The sequence below is a fragment of the Streptomyces sp. NPDC056361 genome (assembly GCF_042262805.1).
In the GTDB taxonomy this organism is placed as follows: domain Bacteria; phylum Actinomycetota; class Actinomycetes; order Streptomycetales; family Streptomycetaceae; genus Streptomyces.
This window is the reverse complement of sequence record NZ_JBHJQI010000050.1, coordinates 1-23,143: the sequence shown is the minus strand read 5'-3', so window position 1 is coordinate 23,143 and position 23,143 is coordinate 1. Positions and strand designations below refer to the sequence as shown.

Annotated in this window: 22 protein-coding genes and 1 pseudogene; 9 read left to right on the top strand and 14 right to left on the bottom strand. The window is 70.5% G+C overall.

The window, feature by feature from the left end; translation table 11 throughout:
• Nucleotides 1-80 precede the first annotated feature (80 nt).
• The 8 genes from ACFCY7_RS18340 to ACFCY7_RS18305 form a co-directional block, all read right to left on the bottom strand.
• Nucleotides 81-779 (bottom strand): hypothetical protein, encoded by a 699-nt coding sequence (locus ACFCY7_RS18340; protein WP_376486132.1) that lies wholly within the window; start codon nucleotides 777-779, stop codon nucleotides 81-83.
• A gap of 26 nt (nucleotides 780-805) precedes the next feature.
• A complete protein-coding gene (locus ACFCY7_RS18335; RefSeq protein ID WP_376486129.1) occupies nucleotides 806-2,311 on the bottom strand; it encodes an ATP-binding protein in 1,506 nt (501 codons plus the stop codon).
• Nucleotides 2,312-2,340: 29 nt separating this feature from the next.
• Entirely contained in the window at nucleotides 2,341-2,793 is a 453-nt protein-coding gene (locus ACFCY7_RS18330) for a DUF6238 family protein (RefSeq protein ID WP_376486128.1), read from the bottom strand.
• A 33-nt stretch (nucleotides 2,794-2,826) separates the two neighbouring features.
• A complete protein-coding gene (locus ACFCY7_RS18325) occupies nucleotides 2,827-4,299 on the bottom strand; it encodes an SCO6880 family protein (RefSeq protein ID WP_376486126.1) in 1,473 nt (490 codons plus the stop codon).
• 134 nt (nucleotides 4,300-4,433) lie between these two features.
• Nucleotides 4,434-5,837, bottom strand: coding sequence for an ATP-binding protein (locus ACFCY7_RS18320; protein WP_376486125.1), 1,404 nt, complete (start codon nucleotides 5,835-5,837; stop codon nucleotides 4,434-4,436).
• Nucleotides 5,838-5,864: 27 nt separating this feature from the next.
• Nucleotides 5,865-6,551, bottom strand: coding sequence for a hypothetical protein (locus ACFCY7_RS18315; RefSeq protein ID WP_376486123.1), 687 nt, complete (start codon nucleotides 6,549-6,551; stop codon nucleotides 5,865-5,867).
• Nucleotides 6,551-6,859 carry a DUF6112 family protein gene (locus tag ACFCY7_RS18310; RefSeq protein ID WP_142201145.1) on the bottom strand — a complete coding sequence of 103 codons (309 nt, stop codon included), beginning with the start codon at nucleotides 6,857-6,859 and terminating at the stop codon, nucleotides 6,551-6,553. Before ACFCY7_RS18310 ends, ACFCY7_RS18315 begins: the two co-directional genes overlap by 1 nt.
• A gap of 114 nt (nucleotides 6,860-6,973) precedes the next feature.
• Complete coding sequence (locus ACFCY7_RS18305; RefSeq protein WP_376486119.1) at nucleotides 6,974-8,116, bottom strand: C40 family peptidase; 1,143 nt, start codon at nucleotides 8,114-8,116, stop codon at nucleotides 6,974-6,976.
• A gap of 579 nt (nucleotides 8,117-8,695) precedes the next feature.
• On the opposite strand from ACFCY7_RS18305, the gene ACFCY7_RS18300 reads away from it, so the two are divergent.
• Nucleotides 8,696-9,442, top strand: a complete 747-nt coding sequence (locus ACFCY7_RS18300; protein ID WP_376486117.1) for a DNA-methyltransferase — start codon at nucleotides 8,696-8,698, stop codon at nucleotides 9,440-9,442.
• A gap of 96 nt (nucleotides 9,443-9,538) precedes the next feature.
• Here ACFCY7_RS18300 and ACFCY7_RS18295 read toward each other — a convergent pair whose 3' ends face one another.
• The 3 genes from ACFCY7_RS18295 to ACFCY7_RS18285 form a co-directional block, all read right to left on the bottom strand.
• Nucleotides 9,539-10,471: a DUF5655 domain-containing protein gene (locus ACFCY7_RS18295; RefSeq protein ID WP_376486116.1), complete on the bottom strand. Its 933-nt coding sequence runs from the start codon at nucleotides 10,469-10,471 to the stop codon at nucleotides 9,539-9,541.
• Nucleotides 10,472-10,765: 294 nt separating this feature from the next.
• A complete protein-coding gene (locus ACFCY7_RS18290) occupies nucleotides 10,766-10,969 on the bottom strand; it encodes an ATP-binding domain-containing protein (protein WP_376486114.1) in 204 nt (67 codons plus the stop codon).
• Nucleotides 10,970-11,302: 333 nt separating this feature from the next.
• Nucleotides 11,303-12,007: a hypothetical protein gene (locus ACFCY7_RS18285; RefSeq protein WP_376486112.1), complete on the bottom strand. Its 705-nt coding sequence runs from the start codon at nucleotides 12,005-12,007 to the stop codon at nucleotides 11,303-11,305.
• Between the two features lie 278 nt (nucleotides 12,008-12,285).
• On the opposite strand from ACFCY7_RS18285, the gene ACFCY7_RS18280 reads away from it, so the two are divergent.
• Nucleotides 12,286-12,627, top strand: coding sequence for a DUF5713 family protein (locus ACFCY7_RS18280; RefSeq protein WP_376486109.1), 342 nt, complete (start codon nucleotides 12,286-12,288; stop codon nucleotides 12,625-12,627).
• Between the two features lie 28 nt (nucleotides 12,628-12,655).
• On the opposite strand, the pseudogene ACFCY7_RS18275 reads toward ACFCY7_RS18280, so the two are convergent.
• Nucleotides 12,656-13,527 (bottom strand): annotated as a pseudogene (locus ACFCY7_RS18275) (IS5 family transposase).
• 249 nt (nucleotides 13,528-13,776) lie between these two features.
• Between ACFCY7_RS18275 and ACFCY7_RS18270 the strand changes: the two are divergent.
• Nucleotides 13,777-15,096 (top strand): helix-turn-helix domain-containing protein, encoded by a 1,320-nt coding sequence (locus ACFCY7_RS18270; protein WP_376486107.1) that lies wholly within the window; start codon nucleotides 13,777-13,779, stop codon nucleotides 15,094-15,096.
• Between the two features lie 364 nt (nucleotides 15,097-15,460).
• Here ACFCY7_RS18270 and ACFCY7_RS18265 read toward each other — a convergent pair whose 3' ends face one another.
• Nucleotides 15,461-15,631: a helix-turn-helix domain-containing protein gene (locus ACFCY7_RS18265; RefSeq protein ID WP_376486105.1), complete on the bottom strand. Its 171-nt coding sequence runs from the start codon at nucleotides 15,629-15,631 to the stop codon at nucleotides 15,461-15,463.
• A gap of 570 nt (nucleotides 15,632-16,201) precedes the next feature.
• On the opposite strand from ACFCY7_RS18265, the gene panD reads away from it, so the two are divergent.
• From panD to ACFCY7_RS18250, 3 genes are all read left to right on the top strand, one after another.
• The gene (panD, locus tag ACFCY7_RS18260) at nucleotides 16,202-16,657 is read left to right on the top strand and encodes an aspartate 1-decarboxylase (RefSeq protein ID WP_376486104.1); all 456 of its coding nucleotides are present in this window, start codon (nucleotides 16,202-16,204) and stop codon (nucleotides 16,655-16,657) included.
• Between the two features lie 36 nt (nucleotides 16,658-16,693).
• A complete protein-coding gene (locus ACFCY7_RS18255; protein ID WP_376486199.1) occupies nucleotides 16,694-17,023 on the top strand; it encodes a GNAT family N-acetyltransferase in 330 nt (109 codons plus the stop codon).
• Between the two features lie 589 nt (nucleotides 17,024-17,612).
• Nucleotides 17,613-19,133, top strand: coding sequence for a transglycosylase family protein (locus ACFCY7_RS18250; protein WP_376486101.1), 1,521 nt, complete (start codon nucleotides 17,613-17,615; stop codon nucleotides 19,131-19,133).
• Here ACFCY7_RS18250 and ACFCY7_RS18245 read toward each other — a convergent pair.
• The gene (locus tag ACFCY7_RS18245; protein ID WP_376486099.1) at nucleotides 19,014-20,072 is read right to left on the bottom strand and encodes a DMT family transporter; all 1,059 of its coding nucleotides are present in this window, start codon (nucleotides 20,070-20,072) and stop codon (nucleotides 19,014-19,016) included. The two genes, ACFCY7_RS18250 and ACFCY7_RS18245, sit on opposite strands and share 120 nt — an antisense overlap.
• Nucleotides 20,073-20,360: 288 nt before the next feature.
• Between ACFCY7_RS18245 and ACFCY7_RS18240 the strand changes: the two genes are divergently transcribed.
• From ACFCY7_RS18240 to ACFCY7_RS18230, 3 genes are all read left to right on the top strand, one after another.
• On the top strand, nucleotides 20,361-21,074 hold the full coding sequence (locus ACFCY7_RS18240) for a (2Fe-2S)-binding protein (RefSeq protein WP_376486097.1): 714 nt from the start codon (nucleotides 20,361-20,363) through the stop codon (nucleotides 21,072-21,074).
• A gap of 61 nt (nucleotides 21,075-21,135) precedes the next feature.
• Nucleotides 21,136-22,620 carry an SDR family NAD(P)-dependent oxidoreductase gene (locus tag ACFCY7_RS18235; RefSeq protein WP_376486094.1) on the top strand — a complete coding sequence of 495 codons (1,485 nt, stop codon included), beginning with the start codon at nucleotides 21,136-21,138 and terminating at the stop codon, nucleotides 22,618-22,620.
• Nucleotides 22,621-22,904: 284 nt separating this feature from the next.
• Nucleotides 22,905-23,075 carry a hypothetical protein gene (locus ACFCY7_RS18230; protein ID WP_017240713.1) on the top strand — a complete coding sequence of 57 codons (171 nt, stop codon included), beginning with the start codon at nucleotides 22,905-22,907 and terminating at the stop codon, nucleotides 23,073-23,075.
• The last annotated feature ends 68 nt before the right edge of the window (nucleotides 23,076-23,143 follow it).

Below are 23,143 nucleotides of genomic sequence, written 5' to 3'. Positions count from 1 at the left end.
TGCGGTGCCGGGCGGGCGGTGGTTTACGAGGATCTGGTCATCGGACGGTTTGGTCCGACCGGGACTCGGTGCTACGGGCGTCAGCGGGAGCGGACCGGCACCGGTGGGCCGGGTGCCGGTGGCGCCGGGGGAGAAGCGGGCAGGGTCCCGCTCTGGCCGGAGGCGGATCGGGCGAGGGCCACCCGTGCCCGTTCGGTCCGCGAGGATTGCTCGGGGTCCGCTCGGTCGGCCAGGTAGTCGGCAGCCCGGACAAGGGCCGGGCCTCGGATGGACAGCTCGTCGGCGTAGTGCCAGCCGTCGGCGTTGCGGTTCTCCTCCGCCTGGCTCTCGTAGAGCTTCCGTGAGCCGGGGAGCGAGGCGTCCATGAGAGCCATGACCTGGTCCCACTCGCGCTGGAGCCGCCCTGCTCGCTCCAGGGTGGTGTCGATCCCGCGTAGCCAGCGGAGATCTTCGCTGACCGGCCCCTCGACGTAGTCGGCACCACGGGCGGCGGCGCGGACGCCGGCCAGAACCTCGGGGCCGTGGGCGATGAAGACCTCGACGTGATTCCACACCTCAGCATCGCGTTTCACCTTGCCGTCCTCGTACCCCTGCTCGTCGACGGGCCAGCCGTCGTGGTCGCAGAAGGAGCCCGAGACCGCGTCCCAGGCGTCGGAGGCCCGCTTGATCCCGGCGGTGGCGGAGGCCAGCGCCGGGACGTGCCTCCGCCACGCCAGATGGTCGGTCGCCGCCGACTGCCGATTCTCGGCTGAGGTGGGAGAACTGGGGGAAGCAGACATGATCGATCCTCCGGGCAGCGGCTGGACTAGGCCGACATGCGGGCGTCGGTGTCGAACAGCTCGCGTTCGGCCGGGTGGAGGATGTGCTGCGTGATGAAAGACCGGCCCGCGACCTTCCACAGGCCCCGGCCCTTGGTCAGGGCGGACACCGCCTGGGTCTCGACGCCGGTCAGGCCGAGTAGGGACGCGGCAGCGTCGAGCTGGTCGGGCTCTTGGCGGTAGATGATGCGGGTCGAGCAGTCGGCCAGGAGGCCCTCGGCCAGGACCCGGCCGCGTGAGCCGACGTCGCCCGCCGAGAGCAGGTCTGAGAGCCGGTGGATGACCATGAGGTTCGCGATGCCGAGCCCACGGGAGAGTTTCCATTGGCTCTGCATCCGCTCCAGCAGGCCGACGTGCCTCATCACCCGCCACGCTTCGTCGTAGATCACCCACCGCCGACCGCCGGCGGGGTCGGCGAGGGCGGACTCCATCCACGCACTCGCGCAGGTCATGGCCAACACCAACGCGGTGTCGTCGCCGGAGCCGCCGAGGCGGGAGAGGTCGATGGACAGCATTGGCGAGGTCGGATCGAAGGTGACGGTGCTAGGGGCGTCGAACATGCCGCTCAGGTCGCCGTGCACGAGGCGGCGCAGGGCGTGCGCGAGGTCCTGGGCGGCTGTCCCCAGGTGCCCGGACTGCTGTCCGAGGGCCCGGTCGAGATGCTCGGGGGAGCCGAGGACGTACGCGATCTCGCCGAGCAGCGGCACCGTGCCACGGGCGGCGGCCTCGGCGACGACCAGGTCGAGGGCGAGGTCCAGGGCGGTGTGCTCCATCGGCAGCAGATCCCGCTTCAGGACGGTGCGCGCCAGGCCGGCCAGGAGCAGCAGGCGCCGCTTTCGGACCTCGCTCGCCCAGTCGTCCTCGCTGATGGAGGCGGGCCGGGCCGGCGCGTCGAGCGGGTTCAGCCGTCCCGGGAGACCGGGGCCCAGCGCGATGCTGTAGCCGCCGAGAGCCTGCGCGACACCGGTCCATTCGCCCTTCGGGTCGCACGGGATGTAGATCCGGTAGCCGTGGGCGATCGACCGGGTGGCGATGGACTTTGCCAGCGCGGACTTGCCCATGCCGATGATCCCGGCGAGAACCGCGTTGGGGTTGGTGAAGCCTTCGATCCGGCCGCTGCCGTACAGGGAGAACGGGTCGTAGCAGAAGGCGGCTTCGGCGTGGACGTCACGGCCGATGAAGACGCCCTCCGCCCCCAGGCCGCCCTCGGCGACGAACGGATAGGCCCCGGAGGCGGTGGCGGTGGTCATCCGGTGGGCGGGCAGGCTGAGCTTGCCGCCGCGGGCCGACGCCGGGCCGGGGCGTCCGGACAGCGGGTAGGCCGGCCGCAGCTCCGGGTCGGCGGTCTCCTCGGCGAGGCGCTTGGGCGGCGTTCCGGCGAGGCGGGCCTGGCGGTGGGCGTCGGCGAAGCCGGCTCGGGCAGCCCTCCGCTCGGTGCGCGATGCCTTGTGGGGCACGAACAGGTGGGAGGCGCTGGCGCGGGTACGGGGCATGAACGTTTCTCCAAACTAGGAACGGCGGGTCAGCGGCGGACGAGGCCGGTGAACGGGGCATGCAGGTCGGCCGGCGTCGTACGGCGGCGGACCAAGTGCGCGGTGCGCTGATGGCGCTGACAGATGGTCAGCTCCGGCGCGCCTTCGGGAAGACCGGCCCGGCACGCCTCGCGGTCGGGCACCTCGCCGGAGTTAGTCCGGGGTGCTGCGTGGTAGGCAGCGTGGAGGTGGTCGGCGGCCTGCCAGATCCGCGTTCGGGCGGCACACAGGTGGTCGCCCTCGGCCGGGAGGAGCTGTCCGACGCGCATGGCGTGGGCGTCGAGCAGCCCGTACAGCGAGACGAGATGGGAGTGCAGGGCGTCCAGCTCGACGCGGCTGGTGACGAGCGGGCCGCCGGGAACGTTGAGGGCGCGGTGGAAGTCGAGCGCGGCGGTGGCGAAGGGCACGAAGTCCTGCGCGGTCGGGCTGGGAGTGCGGGACACGGGAGTGCTCTTTCGACAGGGGGAGCGCCGGGGTCACACGGCGAGGGCGAGCGGCAGGGCTGCGGCGGTGAACGCCTCGGCCTGCTGCCAGGTGAGCGGCCGGAGGTCGAGCTGGGCGCCGACGGCGGCGGTCTCAACTACCGCGCACGCGGTGCGCAGCTCCTCCTCGGAGTCGGCCGAGACGGTCAGCAGGCCGGTCAGAGCGACGTCGGCGTGGCCGGCGATGAGCTGCCGCTCGCGCGCCTTGATGTCCTGGTATTCGATCGAGTCCGCCTCAGAGTCGACCTGGCCGCGCCGAGCCCGCTCGGCGGCGTCCGCGATCACGCTGGCCTTCTTGCGCTGGACGTCGCGCAGGGCGGCGTCCAGACCCTTCGGCTCGTACGACAGCGACAGCGTGCGCCGGACTCCGCCGGTGAACAGGAGCTGGTGGAGGAAGCCCGCCGACGTTTCGGTCCTCGGCCAGTTCTCCACCCAGTACGTGGCGTGGACGGCCGAGTCGGTCGCGATGTGGTCCGCCTTCTCCACGACCACCACGGGCCCTCCGCCGGCGGCCTCGGCCTCGGGGCGGCCAGCGGCGGACCAACGGTCCAGCGCCGCGAGCGCCTTGGGGTCGTAGGCGGTGCGGACGACGGCCGCGATCTCACGGGCGGTGAGCCAGCCGCTGGGGTTGAGCCCGGCAGTCCGCGCGGCCTGCTCGAAGGTGGAAGTCAGCTGCGCCAGGACGCTGAAGGATCCGGTCAGACCACCGCCGGCCTGGTTGATCAGCCGACGTGCAGCCTTGGTGTCCAGCGACACCGCGACGTATGCCTCGTGCGGGGCGGCGGCCGGGCCGGCGCTCTGGATCAGTTCGTTGTAGATCGCGCCGGCCATCGGGGTGTCGGGGTGGCCGTGCTCCTCCCAGTAGCGGCGCAGGCTGTCGCCGGAGTCCGGGACGGTGCGCTCGATCACCTGGATGCGGGCGATCTGCCCGGTCCGGGCGAGCGCGGCCAAGGCCCGTCCCCAGCCGCTGACGTTGGTGTGCTGGGTGCCCGGGTCGAGAAGGGCGTAGGCGCGGGAGGACACCTTGACCACAGCGGTCAGCGTGCCGTTGTGCGGGTCGTGGACCGCGCCGTACCGGCCGTCGGGCGCGGTGGCCACGCGCAGGCTGGCGGCGGTGCCGGGCAGATGGAGGAGCCCTTCACGGGTCGACCGGCGCGAGGGGCGGGTGAGCCAGACGAGCTGGCCGCGCATCCGGCGCAGGGCGTACCGGACGACGATCGGGGCCCAGTCCGCCAGGGCACGGCCCCGGTGGCGGACGAAGACGAACAGGGCGATGGCGGCCCACAGAGGGATGAGCGCGAGAGCACCGACCACGCCGCGGGCCAGGATCACGGCGAGAAGGAGAAGGCCGGTGAGGCCGGCGACGAGTAGCTGCGGGGCGGTCAGGCCGAGCAAGACGCCGCGCCTGCTGCGGTGGGGGAACTTCACGGTGGCCGAGGGGACTTCGGCCTGGTGCTTGCCGGACATGGTGGTTCCAGACGGTGGGATCGAACGGAGGGCAGGGTGTGCGGCGCTCTTCTGGAAGACATGACGGAACTCCCTTGGAGGTCGGGTCATGGGGGCGGGCTGTGAAGGGGCAGCCCGCCCCCGGCGGTGATGGGTCAGGGACCCGAGGGCGGCTGGGTGGGGTACACCCAAGTCGTCGGCGTCGGGGAACCGGCGGCCGGCGGCGACGCAACCGGGGTAGCAGTCTCCGAGAACCCGGGGGCGACGGACGGCAGGAAGGTCATGCTGCCGCCCGGAACCGACGTACTGACGGGCATACCGGAAGGAACGGCCGGGCCCTGGACTTCGTCGGCGGAACTGGCTGCTTCGTTTCCGCCGGGCCGGGTGATGAGCGGCGGGATGCCGGGTCGCTGGATCAGGGCCCGGCCCTTGTCGCCAGAGGCGTTCGGGTCTTCGCCGTACCGGAAGTGGGTCTGGGGCTTGGTCGGGCCGGCGTCGATGCCTTGCTTCCTGAGGTCGCCGCCGGCGGGGTTGATGCCCGAGGCGACACCGTCGGCACCCGCGCCGGGAACCTGGCTCGGTCCCTGGGGAACGGGGGTTCCGGTGCCGACCCGCATCGCCAGGCTGCCAGCGGTCTTTGCTGCCCCGGCGGCAATGGCCATGCCGGCGACGCTGGTGCGGTGCAGGTCGTCGTGGCCGCTGCCGTCGCTCGCCCAGTGGATGAACCTGTATGTGGCGTAGGGGGAAAGGAGGACCAGGACCATCACGACGATGCCGGCCATCGCGTCGGACAGGGCCGACAGTCCGTCGTTCGCGTCGCTCTTGCCCATGGCGGAGACGCCGATCAGGAAGACCACGGTCATCAGGAGCTTCGACACGACCAGGGTGGCGGTGGCCTCGATCCAGCCGCGCCGCCAGCGCTTTGCGACTTCCCAGCCGCCGCCGGCGCCGGCGAAGACGGCGAGGGAGACCATGACCAGGACGCCGACCTTCCGGGCGACCATGACGCCCCAGTAAAGGAAGGAGCCGATCGAGCACCCCAGGGCGACCAGGGCAGGAACGCCCCAGCCCAGGCCGTACATCGCCCCCAACTCATTGATCTTCACGACGCGGCGGATCGCGTCGTCGACCGATGTGTTGGCCGCTTGGAACAGACCGTCGGACAGGGCGTCGACCACGGTGATGGCGACGGTGGTGAAGGCGACGGCGCAGAAGCTGAACAGGACGCCGGTCATGGTGCCGATCGCGGACTGGGCCAGGGCTCGCTCGTCGCGCCGCCAGGCCGCAAGCATGAGCTGGATGCAGAACGTACCGACAGTCAGCGCGAGCCCGATGGGAAGCAGCAGCTCGTAATTGTCCCGGAACCAGACGGCGTTGAGATCGATCGCAGTCGTCTCATTGACGGCCTTGGTAGCCAGGTCCGCCGCACTGGCCGCCAGCTCTCCTGCCGACTTCGCGATCCACGCGCCGATGCCGTCGGTGACGGCCCCAGCCGGATTGGTGGCGAAGTCGATGGCGGTGCACACCTTGTCCATCATGGGAATCCCACAGACGTCCATGGCGGTACCTCCTTTCGTGAACGGGGGTCAGGGCGCGACGGACGGCATGACGCCCGCCAGGGTGCAGGGCTTGTTGGGGCGGCACTGGACCGCGAGGGTGGCGGAGCGGCTCTCCGCACCGCCCGGCGAGCCCTTCCAGGCGATCGTCTGCTTGCCGGAGACCGTGACGGCGTAGATGTACGCCTGGGTGATCGCGCCCGGGTCCTCCTGAAGGGCCCGGGTGAACGCGTCCGGGAAGTGCCCCTCGTTCACCGTGGCGGTGGCGAACTGGCCGTTGGCGGCCATCTCCTTCCACAGCACCCGTGAGGGGATACCCCTGTCGACCGAGGCCGCGTCGGCATACTTGGCCTCGCCTGTCAGCCATGCGTGCAGAGCACGCCGCAGTTCGGCCTGTGAGTACGCGCGGGTGTCGTATGACCACAGAGCTGCCGCGGCTGCCTTCCCGAACGCGATCGGGTCGGTGGTCCTCAGAGGAACCGGCAGGGCACGAGGACGGGTGAACACCATGGGCGGCCCGGACGACGAGACGGCCGTGGAGGAAGACGGGGAAGAACTCGGATGCACAGCCGGGGCCTTGACAGCGATCCTGCCATCGCGGGTGAAGTAGGCGGCCAGGCCGGCGAGGGCGACGAGCACCGCCAGGACGACAGTGCCGAGCAACACCCGGCGGCGCACGTGAGATGCGCCGCCGGGGTGCGAGGAGCGGGAAGGCATCAGTGGACCTGCGTCCCGAGTGTGCTGAAGAACGCGACCACGCCATTCGCTGCGCCGAGCAGGAGGGCTGCGCCGGCGGACACCAGGACGCCCTTCTTCCCGTTCGCCTCGGCCTGGTGGCCGCCGGAGTGGTGGCCCCAGGCCCACACGCCCGCGCTGACGGCAAGCGCGCCGACCACGGCGACGAGGCCGAAGAGGTTGATGGAGCCCATCACCTGCTTGAGGACGTTCAGACCCGGCAGCCCGCCCTCGTTCGGCTTGATCCCGGGATCGTAAGCGAGCTGTATGACCTGGTCGGCGAGATACATGAGGAACTCCAGTTCGATTCGAGGCGCGCCGAAGCCCGTGGGGATGGAGCGGCGGTGCGAGAGGGGGGAGGAAGGAGGAAAGGAGGAGGAAGGAGAGAGGGGGAGAAGCGCCGGTCAGACGACTCGGCGGACCGTGAGGATCTCCGGTTTCCAGGAGGCGACGGTCGTGAGGCGGACCACGTCGCCGGTGCGCGGGGCGTGCACGATCAGGCCCTGCCCGATGGCCATGCCGACGTGCTCGGGCGAGACGGTTGTGCCCTCGGTGAAGATCAGGTCACCCGGCCGAAGGGCGTCGGCCGAGACCGGCTTGCCTTCCTTGACCTGCGTGTACGTCGTCCGCGTCAGGGTGACCCCTGCGGCCTTGTACGCCTGCTGCATCAAGGAGGAGCAGTCGCACCGGCGCATCGCCGTGTCGCCGTGGGAGTCGGTGCAGGTACCGCCCCACTGGTACGGCGTGCCGAGCTGGCCGAGCGCCCACCGGATCGCCGTCTGGACTTCTCGCGGCGCAGTGGCGGGGAGGCTGTACTCCTTCGGCAGCGCGCCGGCCGGGATGGTGCCGAAATCGGTCCCGTCCCCTCCGGCAGTGCAGCCGCCCGCGGTGCCGGGCGAGGGACCGTCGGCGCCGGACGGTGCCGGGTCCGGCGACGCGGCACCGTCACCGGCCTTCGGCAGCAGGGACTCGATGGCCTTCTGCAGCGCCGTGGCCAGCGGCTCCCACTTGGCGTATGCCTCCGGGAAGCCCGACCGCTGCACCGCCTGGGCGGCCTGGGTGATGGACAGGGACTCCCAGCCAGAGACCTTCTTGAGCCCCTCGTAGAACTTGGTGCTGGCGTGCACCGGGTCGAGGATCTCGTTCGCCGTGCCCCAGCCCATCGACGGCCGCTGCTGGAACAGCCCCAAGCTGTCGCGGTCACCCCAGGTCAGGTTCCGTAGGCCGCTCTCCTGCAGGGCGGTCGCCAGGGCAACGATCTGCCCCCGGGCAGGGACGTTCATTGCGACGCCAGTGGCCTGGATCGTCTTGGCGAAAGGCACCTGCTCGGCCGGACTGTTCAGCCCCGGCACGGAGAGCGACCCCTTGTCGCCCCCCTCCAGGATGGCTTTCACCTGGTCGGCGACTGCTGCGGTATCCACAGACTGCGCAACGCTGGTCGGGCAGGAGGCCGAAGCGGTCCCGGCGCCGAAGGCGAGGACCGGCACGACCAGCAGCATCGAGCCGGCCGTGAACAGACCGACGACGCCCTTGGTGGTCCTCTTCATCGCCGCCGCCGTTCAGTGGGGCGGGGCCTGCCAAGCGACAGCGTCGGATCGGGGCGCGGAGGTATCAGGACATGCTGCATCGCAGCGGCTCCTCGGCGTTCGTAGGAGGCGCGGTGCCGACTTCTCATGCATAGCCGCCGGCGCCGCGCCGATGTGCATCCGCCGCTTAGGCGGGCCCGGGGTCAGGGGAGTTGGTAGCTCCCGGACACCGGTCTCAGGTCACGCGCGGCAGCCAGCCGCGCTCGTAATCTCAGGCAGAACATCGGGGCTCCTGGCGGCAGAGGAATCGTAGGGAGGAACGTGTTTCCTGTGCTGCTCGGTTGGGCCGGGTAACACGGATAGACACAGGCCAACGGGGTGGAGCGAGGCTCTGGCCCGGGCGACACGGCGAGACAGTAGATGGCGATTCCGGCCACACCAAACGACCCCCAGCACCAGCCCCGAGCCACGGCCCGGCCCGCTAGGTCCGGCCGGAAACCACAGCTAACCTCCGGCACGACCCTGACCGAGACGAGCGCCGTTGAGCGCTGCCTGGCACGGGCCCAAGACCCTCTACGCCCACGAAGAGAGGCCCTCTCCATGAGCTACACGCTGCACCGAGGCGACGCCCTGACCGTCCTGAAGTCCCTCCCGGACGAGAGCGTCAATGCCGTGATCACCGACCCGCCGTACAACTCCGGCGGTCGTACGAGCTCGGAGCGCACCGGACGCACCGCGCGGGCCAAGTACGTCACCAGCAACAGCGCCCACGACCTCGCCAACTTCCCCGGCGAGAACCGCGACCAGCGCTCCTACCGCTCCTGGCTGACCGAGCTGCTCACCGAGGCGTACCGGGCCTCGACCGAGCACGCGGTGGCCATGGTCTTCTCCGACTGGCGCCAGGAACCGACCACGACCGACGCCCTGCAGATGGCCGGCTGGACCTGGAACGGCACCATCCCGTGGATCAAGCCCGCCAGCCGCCCCCGCAAGGGCGGGCCGAAGCAGGACTCCGAGTTCATCGTCTGGGGCGTCAAGGGATCCCTAGACAACACCCGCGATCTCTACCTGCCCGGCCACTACATCGCCTCCCAGCCCCGCAAGGACCGGGTCCACATCACTCAGAAGCCCGTCGAGATCATGCAGCAGCTCGTCCAGATCTGTCCCGAAGGCGGCACCGTCCTCGACCCCTTCACCGGCAGCGGGTCCACGGGCGTCGCCGCCCTCCGAGAAGGCCGGAACTTCATCGGCGTCGAACTGTCCCCGCACTACGCCGACGTCGCCGAACAGCGCCTGCGCACCGAACTGGAACAGGACGACCTCGCCCTGGCCGGACCGGAGAACTGATCATGAGGACGAAGAACCCGTGGCCGCCGAGCCGTAGACGTCGAAGGGCGGCTGGAACATCGAGAAACCGATGCTCCAGCCGTCCTTCCGCTTGTGTCAGGCCGCCTCGAACGCCCGCCGGATCAACGGCGCAGCCTTCTCCAGGTCTGCCGCCGAGGCGAGACGCACCTCCAAGTCCCCCGTCCCGAGGTGCCCGACACCGCGCATGTCGCGGGTGAAGCCCTCCTCCAGCACGACCGTGTCTGGGGCGAGTCTGAGATAGACCAGGATCACCTGGCGCTTCGGACGGAAGAGCACGGACGCCACGTTCACCAGCCGTCGGTAGGCGATGTAGTGCCGCAGCGGAGCCACCTCGACCTCGCCCCACGCCGTGAGCGCCTCGTCCAGCTCGGCGTACAGATCCCGCAGGGACTTCGGGACAAGACCGACGCTCGCCGGAGGAGGAGCCACCGGTACCGCCGGCGCGGTTCCGACCACCGCGTCCCGCTCACGGCTCCGCCGGGACATCGTGCTCGACATGCTGGGCGAGGAGTCCACGAGCAGCAGACTCAGCAGGCCGCCCTCGAAAATGCGGTAGCGCACCAGGTCGATCCGCTCGGGCAGCCGCTGCACGGCCACCCGGTCGTGATGGGAGAAGCCAGCCGCGATGCAGACCATCCGGGGACGCCGCCAGTCGACGGACTCGGCGGCCTCCGCGCCCAGCACCTTCCGGACGAGCGCCTCGAACTCGTCGTGCGCCGACTCCAGCCACGACATGTACGAGACTGCCTGCGACAGCACCCCGCTGTCGGATCCCTTCTTGAACTCGATCACCACCGGGCTGCCGTTCTCGTCCAGCCCGAGGGTGTCGATCCGCCCCCGGTGCCATGGCCCGGTCGCGTACTCCGACGCCAGGAACCGGATGCCGAGCATCTGCTCCAGACCGGCCTCGACCCGCCGCTGCAGCTCGACCTCCAGCGCTACCGTCGACCCGGACAGCTCGACATCCCGCCCGCGCGCGTCTTGCCGGAACAGCATCAGCTCGGCCACCAGCGCCCCCTCCTTGTGTTCTCCGCACGAAGATCAATCGACCGAGAGCTCGGGGTATTCCGCCTGGGCACCGAAACGGCGGGTCGTTCAGCCGCGTGGTCTGCCACATCGTCGATGAGAACGGGGCGGCCGGAGGGCGGTGGGCTGCAGGGATGCCTGATTAGTCACGATTCGACGCGATCAAATGCGTCTTGGACGGCGGATGCACCTGATGGGCCCGCCGGCCGCACCTTCGTCCACCCCAGAGAGGCGAAAGCAGATGGGGCGCAAGGTATGCACGGTGACTACGAGCCCTCACACCGCGACGCTGAGGTGCCGTGCTCTGGTGAGTGCGACGTAGAGCGCGCGGTGGGCCTCGTCGTCGGAGTCGAGACCCTTGCGGAGCGCGGCCGCGTCAGAGAGTTCCAGCCTCACCCCGACTTTGTTCCATTCCCTACCCTTCGACTGATGGCAGGTCAGACCGGGAACCAGTCCTTCGTGCGAAACCTCCAGGCGCATGCGTAGATGGTCGAGAGCCTTGCGGGGTGTCCGTTTGTGCCTTTCCGACGGCTCGATGTGCGCTTTGGTGACCACGGTACTTGCCAAGGTGGTCCAGATCTCAGCCAGGTCGTCCCGGCTCGAAAGGCGTTGGAGTGTGCTCTGCAGGGCCGGACGCAGTTCCTCGAACCCCGCGGTCTCCTCGATGCGCAGGTATCGGCAGAACTCCAGGAATTGTGTACGCCGCTTGAGCAGTTTGCCCCAGCGCCGCCACTGCGCCCCCCCCGCGGACGTGGCGGAAGCGCCGACAGAGGTGTCGACGGGTGCGATGGGCTCGAAGGACGCTGAGACGGGCTATGCCTCGCTGGTGGGGTCCTGGCGCTGCTGCCCCACTGGCAGGGGGCGAGTCCTCCGACGGGGCCCCTGTTGCTCGGAGCCGGGTGCCAGGCCCTTGATCGCTTTCTCGGTCTTGGTGATCGCGTCCTCGATCTTGGCCAGCTTGTCTTCCACCTTCTTGGTGGGGCGCTCTGCGATGAGCGACCACTTCACCGCGTCGAGGTCGACGGTGTACTGCGCCGTCTCCACTTGCCCCGCGGGGCCGTTCGCGTTCACCGTGAAGGTGTAACGACGGGGCAGGCTGGAGTTCTGGAAGCGCTCCTCGCTGTCGAAGAGGAACGTGAGCCGGCGGCGCGGCGGGAGCATGGGGATGGGCTGGCCCAGAACCTCCTGGAGCACCTGGGTGAGGTCCGGCTGGCCCGGTTCGGGAGCCCACCCAGACTCCAGGGGCGGGTCGCAGGAGATGCGGACGTCGCGGGCGACGGTTGGGCCGGTGTTTTCGACGACCAGCAGCATTGGCCCGTAGGGGTCGGGCTGGATGTCGACGATGACGTACGGCTCGTTCTGCTCCCGGTGAATGCGCTTCTGAAGTGCCAGTTGGCTGTGGGCAGCCTTCCTGGCGATGGACGCCTGCCAGAGGGCGATGACGGAAGCGACGAGCGCCGCGACGGCGGCGACGATGACCGCCCACTGGTCGGTGGTGAATGCTCTGAGCTGGTCCATGACCTGACGCTACCGGCGAGGTCGGACACTCAATGTTGCTGGCCCCGAGGTTAGGGCCCGCAGGACGCCGCGACGGCCGCTTCCGTGCTTCTCGTTCAGCTCCGGCACAATGCCGACGCCCTCCAGGAGCTCACGCGCGGTCGGCCGGACCGTCGAGCGCGGCTAGGGCCTGTTGTGAAAGTCCTGGTCGCGTGAGGTCTGGCGTCCGTGGGGGCGTCGTTGTCAGTGGTGCTGTGCATGATCGGCGCATCAGCTTTTCGCGGAGGTAGGGAAGTGCCATGCCGATCACAAACCAGCAGGTAGCGGGACACGCGTTCCTGCGGCAGATGTATGACGACTCGTACTTCCCTGATCACGTGGTCGACCAGGGGAAGGCGATCTTGCTGGGGCTGTGCGAGCGCATCGAGGCAGAGCGGCCGTCGGACCTGGAGAGTTTGTATGCACTCACCCAGGCTGCGACGGAGGAGTTCAATCTGTTGGACAGCGAGTTCGTGGTGGCCGGGAGTGAGATCGAGACGGTGGCGCGGGAGTGGATCTGTGACGAGTTCTGCTTCGTCGCGTCGGCATACGGGTTCGCGGAAGCGGATGCGGAGGAGCTGACCGCCGGCCGGGACTGGTGAACCAGGACGGGAGGGCGGCCACCTCCGTTCAAAGCCATTCGTTGAGAGCTGCGATCAGCACGGTCGCCTCGTAGCGGACGGCGAGCTTGTCGTACCGGGTGGCGACCGCGCGGTGTCTCTTGAGTCGGTTGATCCCGCGCTCGACCGCATGGCGTTGGCGGTAGTCGGCCGGGTTGAAGCGCGGTGGTCGGCCGCCGCGGGAGCCGAGCTTCCGGCGGTTGCGGGCCTGGTCGGCCTTGTCGGGGATGGTGCAGCGGATCCCGCGTCGGCGTAGGTAGGCGCGGTTTCTGCGGGAGGCGTACGCCTTGTCGGCCCGTACGCGGTCGGGGCGGACGTGTGGCCGGCCCGATGCGGGGAACGCGGACCTTCTCCAGCACGGGCTCGAACTGCGGCGAGTCTCCGCGCTGTCCTGCCGTGACCACGATCGACATGGGCTTCTGACCCTGTTCGACGGCCAGGTGCAGCTTCGTGGTGAACCCTCCGCGCGACCGTCCCAGCCCGTGATCATGGGGCTCGGTGAAGATGCCGCCTGGTGGCTCCTTCTGCAGGTTGCCCTGCTTGCGGGCCCCGGCCGCGTGCTGGTGGGCGCGGCGGACCGTGGAGTCGACGCTCAGGTCCCAGACGATCGCGCCCTTCGCGTCGGCCAGAGACTGGAGCCGGGTGAGGATCCGCTGCCAGGTGCCGTTCCGCTGCCACCGGCGGAACAGGTCGTAGACCCGGTTCCACGGCCCGTACTCGACGGGCACGTCCCGCCGCGGAACTCCGGTCCAGACCCGGAACCGTATGCCGTCGATCAGCTGCCGCCGAGGCCCAGACGGGTGGCCGCCCCGCCCTGGCACCCTTCGGCAACAGCGGTTCCAGCACCGCCCACTGCTCGTCCGTGAGATCTCCCCGACCCATGAACCGTGATCATCCACAGTCCAAGACCCACTTTCGACACACGGCCTAGGTCGAACGGTCCGCCCTGGCCGGGCCCGGCCAACCGGTGAATCTGGCCAAAGACATCCAGCAGATCGTCGCAACCGACCGGCGACGTCCGCAGGAGGTCGCCGGCGGGCTGCGGTCCGTCGCGCAGGGCCGGGACGGACGGGGTCTGAGGTGAAGTGGTAATTCGGTGTGGGTGTCGGGTGGTTGATGGATTATGAGGGGATGACCAACTCTTTGTTCGCCGCCTCGGCGGCGGATCTGACGATCGATCGCATCCGTGCCCTCGCCGCGCGTCCGGACCAGGTGGAGAGTCTGACGCTGGAGTTCAAGCAGCAGTACTCCAAGAGTCTGGTGACGACCATTGCGGCGATGGCCAACACCTACGGCGGCATGATCCTGGTGGGCATCGCTGACAAGGCGGAGCCGGGCATCGAGCGCGTCGTCGGCGTTGATGCCCAAGAGACGATCGACAAGATTGCCAGCAGCTGCCGCGAGAAGTTCGACCCGCCCTGGGAGCCGACTGTCATTCCTATCCCGTTCGACGACGACTCCGGGCTCAGTGTGGTGGCCATCCGGGTGGACCCCAACGTCGCTCCACGGCCTTTGCTGATAGATCTGAAGGCGCCGATCCGGCTGAGCGGACAGAACTCCACCGCCGACCGCGCCCGGCTCCTCCAGCTCGCCCGTGAGGAGCCTTCCGCGGGTGTGCTGCCCATGGGCCAGAACGTCATGGCCCCGAACCTGAGCCGGGACACCAAGGGGGACCCCGCGGAGGACTTCATCCTGCGCACGGGCATCAACCTCCCGATGGGTGAGGCCGGCGCCTGGCGCCCGCTGTCCGAGCGGTCCATCAACGCTCTTGCCCAGGCTCTGAACGACTCCGCGCTTCCCAGCGCCCTGCTCAACCTTGAGCAGGGGGCACTCGACCAGTTCATGGGCTTCCAGCCGCTTGGACACAACAGGTCACGGACGGCCCGGCTGGTGTGGCAGGCGGTCAGCAGCACCCTGGTGCGGCATCCTCTCGAGGCCGTTGTGACGGTCAAGCTGCCCGAGGTCTACGGCTCTGCCTCCACGGCTCTGATGGCGACCGTCACCATCGACGTCATCTCCCGGCTCCGGCAGTACGCCAACACTTTCGAGAAAGGGGGCCTGCCCGGCGAGGAATACCGGTATCCGGTGCCGAACCTGGCGATCCTGTTCGACGGCCTCCTCCAGACCGTTGCCGACCTCAAAGTCGTCACGGAGATCGCCCGTATCACGGACATCGACGCTGCCCTGGTGGCTCAGCCGCGCGAGCTTCACCTCGTCGCTGGCCGGCAGGTCAAGAACCTTCTCCACCCTGGCGGGCTGAAGGAGATCCCGGATGCCGGCGCATCGGCCGGCGGCGTCTTCCGCGCCAACCCCGCCCTGGATCTGCGCGTCGCCGTCGAGCGCCAGGAGCAGGTGGACGACTGGCTCCGGCAGCTTGGCCTGGACGCCGGTTTGACCGGTATGGAGGCCCTGGTCGAGGAGTACCGGGCCAAGGCTGCCCCGAATGCGTAGGCGGCCGTTGGACGCGAAACGCCTGGCCCCTGGTAGTTCCGATATTGGGACCAGGCGTTTGTCTGAGCGATACCGAGCGGGTCCGACAGCTGACGCACTGGATTCATGACAGGCATGAGCCCGGACAGGTGTTCGATTTCTGGACGGTGTTTGTCCGTCGGAGCCTTCTCTCTGATCGCAGACGGGCGCGGCGCCACGAAGCAGGTGAGGTGGTCTAGTGGCCTGAGCCGGAGATTCTCGGTAGATCTCCGCTTTGAAGGAACGACCCCTGGCCTACGCCAGCGACGTCGAGCCAGAATGCGCCGGCCCAAAGCAAGGGTGGCTCCCAAGGGGAGAACCACCGAGGAACTTTCGACTCGGGATACTAGTGGATCTTCTGCTGCTCCAGCCATTTGAAGACGTCAGCCCTCTTGTACAGGACTTTGGCGTTCTTACCTCGGCCGAGCTTGTACCCCTTCAAGCCCAGTTTCGACGCCTCCCTGTAGACCCAGCTCGTTGACATGCTGAGCATCACGGCGACCTCGGAAGTTTCCATGAGGACGGGATCGACGGGTTGGCGCCGTCGCGGTCGGACGGTTTCGGAGGGTTGCGGTTCCATGGGTGAGACGGCTCCTTCGAGGCTGGGCTGAGGGTGATTGCAGTGCCGAGTCGAGCTCCGCTCTGGCCGGATTCCGAGGTCCTCGGCGGCCGCCCTGTGTCACTACCAAGAGTCACCGGGCGGGCTATGGCCATGGTCGTGAGAAGTGCCGGTTTCGCTGGCCCGGGATTCGCTGCTAAGTCGTCGCGCCGTTTCGAGGGTTCTTGCGGTGACGAGTCCTCGTGCACGCGCGGATCGGGCGTCGCCGCTCTGCGAGAGTGACGGTGATCACGAGGGCTCTTGAGCGCGTGCTGCGTAGGCTTGTGGGGTCGTCGCGGTGGAGCCGGGGAGAGTGGGCGAAGTTCCCCGGCATTGCGTGATGATGCGTCAGGAAAGTCAGCAAGTGGTCAGCATGAGTCCTGAAAAACCTGGGGAAAGCTGCCCGAACTTGCGACTCGTTGTAAGGTGTGGAAACAGCCCTTGACCTGCAAAAACGCAGGCAGGGAGCCTATGTCCAGGAGTACCTCAGTGATACGCACAATGTTCAAGTCCAAGATCCACCGGGCGACCGTGACCCAGGCGGACCTGCACTACGTGGGGTCGGTCACCGTCGACGCGGATCTGATGGAGGCGGCTGACCTGCTGCCGGGCGAGTTGGTGCACATCGTCGACATCGACAACGGGGCGCGCCTGGAGACGTATGTCATCGAGGGGGAGCGCGGGTCCGGTGTCATCGGGATCAACGGGGCGGCGGCGCACCTGGTGCACCCGGGGGACCTGGTGATCCTCATCAGTTACGCGCAGGTGGACGACGCGGAGGCGCGGACGTTCGTGCCGAGTGTCGTGCACGTCGACGCGGAGAACCGCATCGTGGAGCTGGGGGCCGACGCGTCCGCGCCGGTTCCCGGGAGTGACACGGTGCGCGCCCCGCACGCCGTGCCCGGTGCGGGGGCGGTGCCCGCCGCCGTGCCGGTGCAGGTCTGAGCCGAGGGAGAGCTCCGCGTGGCAGCAGGGCTGAGGATGCGTGACGACCGGGCGAACGGGCGTCTGGAGGCGTTCGAGGGCGAGACCTTCGTGGGCGTCATCGTCTACTTCGTGCTCGACACGGAGCCCCACGCCCTGGTGGCCGTCCACACCGTCGTCGAGGACGGGCACGAGGGGAAGGGGATCGCCGGGGCGCTGGTGCGCGAGTTCTACGGGATCGCCGCCGGGGAGGGCGTGCCCGTCGTGCCCCTGTGCCCGTACGCAGCCAAGTGGGCCGAGCGGCATCCCGACGAGGCGCCCGTGCCTGCGGCGGACGTGGTCCGCGCGGCGAAGCTCCAGCTCAAGGCCACCCCGGGGCTGTGGTGAGCCGGTCAGGCCTCCGGGCCTGACCCGCCGGGTGCGCGGCGCCCGCACGGACGGTTCCCGAGGCGTGGTGCCCGATCGGATGGTCCCCGAGGCGTGGGACCCGAACGGTCGGGCTCCGAGGTGTGGGACCGAACGGCCGGCCTCCGGGGCTGCACCCGAACGGCCGGGCGCCGAGGCGTAGGGCCGAACGGACGGTCCCCGGCGTGTGGACCCCGAGCGGCGGGATCCGGCGGGCGGGGGTGCGTTCGGCGGGCCACTCTGGGAGGGGGACCCGTCGAGCGAGAGGTCCGTGATGACGCACCCGCCGTACCCCGATCCGCTGCCGCCTTCGCCGATCCCGCAGCCGGTGCCGCCGCCGGTGCCGCCGCCGAACCCGGTGCCGGTGCCGCCGGACCCCGCGCCGACGCCGCCGCCGCAGCCGGGCGGGCCCGTACCGGAGCCGGAGCCTCAGCCGCAGCCGGGGCCGGCGGGGAGGGGGCGGGCGTCAACAGGGGGCTGACGCTGGGGGCTTGGGGTTGGGCGAAGGCCTTGTCACGGAGTGTGTGCCACCCCTAACTTGGACGGCTGCTGCTGTGTTCAAGGGGGGCCCATGGCCGTACGCGGACGTCATCGCCGCCACCAGCCGAGCCGGATCAACCGTGCTTCGCTCACCGTGACCGCGGGAGGCGCCGGGATGGCGCTGCCGCTCATCGGGGCGGGTGCGGTGCAGGCGGCGTCGCTCGACGTGTGGGAGAAGGTCGCGGCCTGCGAGTCCTCCTCCAACTGGCGCATCAACACGGGGAACGGCTACTTCGGCGGGCTCCAGTTCAGCCAGTCCACGTGGGAGCGGTACGGCGGCACGCACTACGCGCCGCGAGCCGACCTCGCCTCCAAGGACCAGCAGATCGCCGTCGCCGAACGCGTGCTCAAGGGCCAGGGGCCCGGCGCCTGGCCGTCCTGCGGTCCGAACGCGGGTCTGACCCGAGGCGGGCAGGCGCCCGACGTCACGCCCGGGCGGGGGGCGGAAGGGAAGCCGTCCCGCGCCGGGAACGCGCCCCGGACCGCCTCGCTGCCCGGGCAGCGCGCGTTACCCGAGCGGCCCGCGAGGAACGTCGGCCCCACCGCCGTGCCGACCGTCCGCGAGATGTACACCGTGACACCCGGTGACTCGCTGTCGGCCATCGCCCGCGACGAACACGTCCAGGGCGGCTGGAAGGGCCTCTACGAGACGAACAGGTCGGTCGTCGGCGACGACCCCGACCTCATCCACCCGGGCCAGCGCCTCACCCTCCGCATCGCCGCGCCCAGGAAGGCGGACGGGGCGAAGACGGCCCCGGCCGCGAAGGCCGCCGCACCGGCGAGGACCGCGGCCCCCGCGAAGACCGCGGCCCCGGCGAAGACCACCGGCAAGACCTCCCGGCCCGCCACGACCATGCCACCCGCCACGACCATGCCACCCGCCGCGACCACGCCACCGGCCGGGACCGCCCAGCCGGCCGGGGCGACACGCCCCGGGACCAGGCCGGCCAAGCCGCCCGTCACGCGGCCCACCGCCCCGCGCCCCGCGCCGGCCGCCTCGACGAAGCCCGCCCCGAAGCCGGTGCACAAGCCGGTGCCGAAACCGGCGGTCAAGCCGGTCTCGAAGCCGGCGGCGGCCAAGCCGGCGGCGAAGAAGCCCGCCCCGAAGCAGACCCCCAGGCCCCGGCCCGCCGCCGCGCCCGAGGAGGACCGCTACTCGGCCCCCGTGTCCGCGGGCATCGGCACGCGGTACGGCAAGCCCGGCAGTTCCTGGTCCAGCGGCTACCACACCGGCGTGGACTTCCCCGTGCCCACCGGGACCTCGGTCAAGGCCGTGGCGGGCGGGCGGATCGTCTCCGCCGGGTGGGCCGGGGCGTACGGCTACCAGATCGTCCTGAGACACGACGACGGCCGCTACAGCCAGTACGCGCACCTGTCCGCGCTCAGTGTCCGCGAAGGCCAACGGGTGAGCGCCGGTCAGCGCATCGCGCGCTCAGGATCGACCGGCAACAGCACGGGACCGCATCTCCACTTCGAGGTGCGGACGGGTCCCGGGTACGGGTCCGACATCGACCCGCTGGCCTACCTCAGGGCCCGGGGCGTCACCCTCTGACTCCCGGGCGACCCGCTCGCGGCCGAGCGCCGGATCCCGGGCACCCGTGTCCCGGGCCGGGGCCCCGGACGACGGACGGGGCGCCGGGGACGGCCCGGACGGCGCGTCCGGGGCGGCCGTCATCCGGTCCAGCATGAGCTGGACGAGCCCGCCCGCGGCCACCGCGCCGCAGATCAGGGCGGCGACGGTGCCGGCCGTGCCGTAGCGGAAGCTCTCGCCGAAGAGGGTGAGGCCCACGGCCGCGGCGACCACCGGATTGACCACGGTGACGGTGGCCAGCGGGGCGGCGAGTCCGGCGCCCCGGTACGAGGCCTGGGAGAGGAGCAGGCCGGTCACGGCGAGGGCCGAGAGGACGAGGAGGGCCGTCCACTCGGCGAGCGGCGAGCCGGGCGTCCACTCCTCGGCGACCGCCTTGGTGAAGACCGAGGCGATGCCGAAGGAGACGCCGGCCGCGGCGGCCAGGGCGATGCTGCGCAGCACCGACCGGCCCACCAGGCGGGCCACCGTGAACAGGACCGCGACCGCGCCGAACGTCGCGGCCGCGAGCAGCCAGCGTTCGTCGTCGGCCAGGGACTGCGCCTCGGCGCCGCTGGTCAGGCTCAGCAGTCCGGCGAGGCCCGCGGTGGCCATGACGGCCCCGCGCCAGGCCCGCCGTCCGGCCCGGCGGCCGACGAAGAGGGCCGCCAGGGGCAGCGCGAACACGATGGTGAGCGCGCCGAGCGGCTGGACCAGGCTGAGCGGCCCGTAGGCGAGGGCGGCGACGTGCAGCGCCGCGCCGACGCCGTTGAGCAGGACGGACCCCCACCAGGCGGGACTCCGCAGCGGTGCGTAGCCCCGGCCCGTGGTGGAGGCCGCGACCCGCTCCTGCACGATCGCCGCGGACGCGTAGGCGACCGCCGAGACCAGGGCCAGGAGGACGGACAGCATGAGAGGACTCATACCTTCCACGATCTCTCTTCCCGGCCGATCGCGTCGTCGTACCAGGGGACGTCTTCGCACGTACCACCGGCGCAGTACACGCGGCCCGCGTACGACTCGGGATGTACGCCTTCGCAGGTCGGACCGGGTGGAAAGCCGCTTTCCGGTCCTCTTGTCGATCATGTGGGCGACAGGGAAGCCGGTGTGCGGAAGTTCCCCGGCTACGGTGGGCGGCGAGCCCCGGGCAGGGGCTCCGTCCGCGCGGCAGGGCCCGGGCGGAACGCACGGCGACGGACCGGGGGCAGACGCGTGGATCTCGCGGAGAGCGGAGCGGTGGGCGGCTTCTTCGCCCTGCGGACCACCCCGCCGGAGAGCGGCGGGGCACACCGCCCGCTCGCGCGGTTGTACGCGGGGGAGGACGGGCCCCTCACCGCGCGCGTGGACCGGGTCGCCGCCCGGCTCGGCGGCCCCGAGCGGCGCGTCGCGGCCTCGATCGCCCACCTCGGACTCGCCGCCCGCCTCTGGTCGACCGCCCTCGGGCCGGCCGCGCTGTCCGGGCGCTTCCCCGACCTGGCCCCCGGCGAGCTGCACTGGGACGGGGCCCTCACCTCGCCCGACGACCTGTGGTGGTCCGGCTCCGCGACCCGTCCCGCCACCGTGGACGATCTCGCCGCCGTGGTCCTGGAGTCCCACCTGGTCCCGCTGCACGCGGCGCTGCGGCGCGACGGCGGCATCTCGCCCCGGCTGCTGTGGGGCAACGCGGGCTCGGCGCTCGCCGGCGCGCTGCGGGAGCTGACCCGGTGGGCGGCCGCCCGCCGGCGGCCGGAGGCGGCGGAGCGGGCCGCGGAGCTCGTCTCGGGCCTCCTCGCCCACCCCGACCTCGCCGGCACGGTCCGCGGGCCGCGACTGCGCCGTGCCAGCTGCTGCCTGTACTACCGCTGCGCCGGGGGCGGCCTGTGCGGCGACTGTGTCTTCGACCACGCTCCCCGTACGGGTTTGGAGGGGCGGCCCCCCGCTCCGTAAAGTTGCTTCTTCGAAAGCCCCGCGAACGGCGACGTACGAGCGAACGAGGAACCCGAAGGCCATGACGGTGACCGAAGAAACCCAGGACTACGGGCCGGGCGTCGACCCCGAGCGCCTGGCCGTCTGCCTGAGCGTCCTCGACGAGCTCGACAAGCTCGACGTCGACCACCCGGACGCCATCCTCGTCCGGCGCGCCACGGCCGGGATCTACCGGACCGTGAAGCAGCGCCGCCGCCAGGACCGCCGGGCGGCCAAGACCGCCAACGACAAGGCGGTCACCGAGGCCACCGCCACCGGCTCCGCGCAGCGCATCGACGACGAGACCGAGGGCATCCTGCCCAGCTCCGTCACCGAGGAGGGGCGGATCGCCGGCATACTCCAGCGCCCCCGCTCCTGCTACGTCTGCAAGACGCGGTTCGTCGAGGTCGACTACTTCTACCACCAGCTGTGCCAGAAGTGCGCCGCCGAGAACCGGGCCAAGCGGGACGCCCGCGCGGACCTCACGGGCAAGCGGGCGCTGCTCACCGGCGGCCGGGCGAAGATCGGCATGTACATCGCGCTGCGGCTGCTGCGCGACGGCGCCCACACCACCATCACCACCCGCTTCCCCAAGGACGCCATCCGCCGCTTCCAGGCGATGGAGGACTCCGCGGACTGGATGCACCGCCTCGAGGTCGTCGGCATCGACCTGCGCGACCCGGCGCAGGCCGTGGCCCTCGCCGACCAGATGACCGAGGCCGGGCCGCTCGACATCCTCATCAACAACGCGACCCAGACCGTGCGCCGGCTGCCGTCCGCGTACGCCGCCCTGGTCGACGGCGAGAACGCGCCGCTGCCCGCCGGCGAGCTGCCCGCCCACCACGTCATCGGCGCCTTCAACTCCGGCGCGGTCGGCGAGCTCGTGAGCGGCTCGTCGCTGCCCGTCGGCGTGAGCGGCCTCGAACCGCAGCAGGTCGCCGACCTCGCCCTGGTCGCGGGCAACGCCTCCCTCGCCCGCCACCTCGACGGCACCGCGATCGACGCGGGCGGCCTGGTGCCGGACGTCGTCGAGAGCAACACGTGGGTGCAGAGCATCGAGCAGATCTCCCCGGTGGAGCTCCTCGAGACCCAGCTGTGCAACTACACGGCGCCGTTCATCCTGATCAGCAAGCTGCGGCCGGTGATGGCCGAGGCGGCGAGGAAGGCCGCGAGCGGCCGGTCCTACGTCGTGAACGTCTCCGCGATGGAGGGCGTCTTCAGCCGCGGCTACAAGGGCGCGGGCCACCCGAACACCAACGCCGCCAAGGCCGCGATGAACATGGTGACGCGGACCAGCGGCGAGGAGATGTTCAAGACGGACGGCATCCTCATGACCTCCGTCGACACCGGCTGGATCACCGACGAGCGTCCGCACTTCGACAAGCTGCGCCTGGCCGAGGCCGGCTTCCACGCCCCGCTCGACCTGGTCGACGGCGCGGCCCGGGTCTACGACCCGGTCGTGCGCGGCGAGGCCGGCGAGGACCTGTACGGCTGCTTCCTGAAGGACTACGCCCCCGCCAACTGGTAGCCGGCCCGCACGGCCCGCAGGCGTCTGGAATGAGCGTTCTACCGACCGGTAGGGCGCTCATTCGACTTGTGTCACCCGATCGCGTCACACTTTGGAGCCCGGTAGAGCGCGGATCCGCTCATTTGGTTAGTCTGATGTCCACGGTCGGACACGAGGAGCCACACCTTCCTCACAGCCGGCCCGGGGACTGGCCTGCCACCAAGGCCGCGGTCCCGCCCGACGAACGGCGCCACCGCGACCGACCGGCACTTGTCCTACAGGTACGCGACACAAAGGAGTGCGCGGTGACACCCGAACTGACGAAGCAGGATCCGCGACCGGCCGAACCCGTCGACCGGCCCCGCCGCAAGGGCGAGCTGGGAAGCCTCGAAGTGTGGGCCCGCTCGGCCCCCATCCGGCTCGCGGGCTACGAGGACGACCTCGCCGAGCCCCACATCCTGCCCGGCATCGACTGAGCCGGTGGCTTGACGCCATCCTGATCTCCCTGTGCCCCCGGTCGCCGGAACCCACGTTCCAGCGACCG

Excerpts from the sequence above, each read along its gene's own strand:
- ACFCY7_RS18340 (WP_376486132.1), bottom strand. The coding sequence starts at position 779 with ATGTCTGCTTCCCCCAGTTCTCCCACCTCAGCCGAGAATCGGCAGTCG.
- ACFCY7_RS18335 (WP_376486129.1), bottom strand. The coding sequence starts at position 2,311 with ATGCCCCGTACCCGCGCCAGCGCCTCCCACCTGTTCGTGCCCCACAAG.
- ACFCY7_RS18325 (WP_376486126.1), bottom strand. The coding sequence starts at position 4,299 with ATGTCCGGCAAGCACCAGGCCGAAGTCCCCTCGGCCACCGTGAAGTTC.
- ACFCY7_RS18320 (WP_376486125.1), bottom strand. The coding sequence starts at position 5,837 with ATGGACGTCTGTGGGATTCCCATGATGGACAAGGTGTGCACCGCCATC.
- ACFCY7_RS18315 (WP_376486123.1), bottom strand. The coding sequence starts at position 6,551 with ATGCCTTCCCGCTCCTCGCACCCCGGCGGCGCATCTCACGTGCGCCGC.
- ACFCY7_RS18310 (WP_142201145.1), bottom strand. The coding sequence starts at position 6,859 with ATGTATCTCGCCGACCAGGTCATACAGCTCGCTTACGATCCCGGGATC.
- ACFCY7_RS18305 (WP_376486119.1), bottom strand. The coding sequence starts at position 8,116 with ATGAAGAGGACCACCAAGGGCGTCGTCGGTCTGTTCACGGCCGGCTCG.
- ACFCY7_RS18300 (WP_376486117.1), top strand. The coding sequence starts at position 8,696 with ATGAGCTACACGCTGCACCGAGGCGACGCCCTGACCGTCCTGAAGTCC.
- ACFCY7_RS18290 (WP_376486114.1), bottom strand. The coding sequence starts at position 10,969 with ATGCGCCTGGAGGTTTCGCACGAAGGACTGGTTCCCGGTCTGACCTGC.
- ACFCY7_RS18285 (WP_376486112.1), bottom strand. The coding sequence starts at position 12,007 with ATGGACCAGCTCAGAGCATTCACCACCGACCAGTGGGCGGTCATCGTC.
- ACFCY7_RS18280 (WP_376486109.1), top strand. The coding sequence starts at position 12,286 with ATGCCGATCACAAACCAGCAGGTAGCGGGACACGCGTTCCTGCGGCAG.
- ACFCY7_RS18270 (WP_376486107.1), top strand. The coding sequence starts at position 13,777 with ATGACCAACTCTTTGTTCGCCGCCTCGGCGGCGGATCTGACGATCGAT.
- ACFCY7_RS18265 (WP_376486105.1), bottom strand. The coding sequence starts at position 15,631 with ATGGAAACTTCCGAGGTCGCCGTGATGCTCAGCATGTCAACGAGCTGG.
- ACFCY7_RS18255 (WP_376486199.1), top strand. The coding sequence starts at position 16,694 with ATGCGTGACGACCGGGCGAACGGGCGTCTGGAGGCGTTCGAGGGCGAG.
- ACFCY7_RS18250 (WP_376486101.1), top strand. The coding sequence starts at position 17,613 with ATGGCCGTACGCGGACGTCATCGCCGCCACCAGCCGAGCCGGATCAAC.
- ACFCY7_RS18245 (WP_376486099.1), bottom strand. The coding sequence starts at position 20,072 with ATGAGTCCTCTCATGCTGTCCGTCCTCCTGGCCCTGGTCTCGGCGGTC.
- ACFCY7_RS18235 (WP_376486094.1), top strand. The coding sequence starts at position 21,136 with ATGACGGTGACCGAAGAAACCCAGGACTACGGGCCGGGCGTCGACCCC.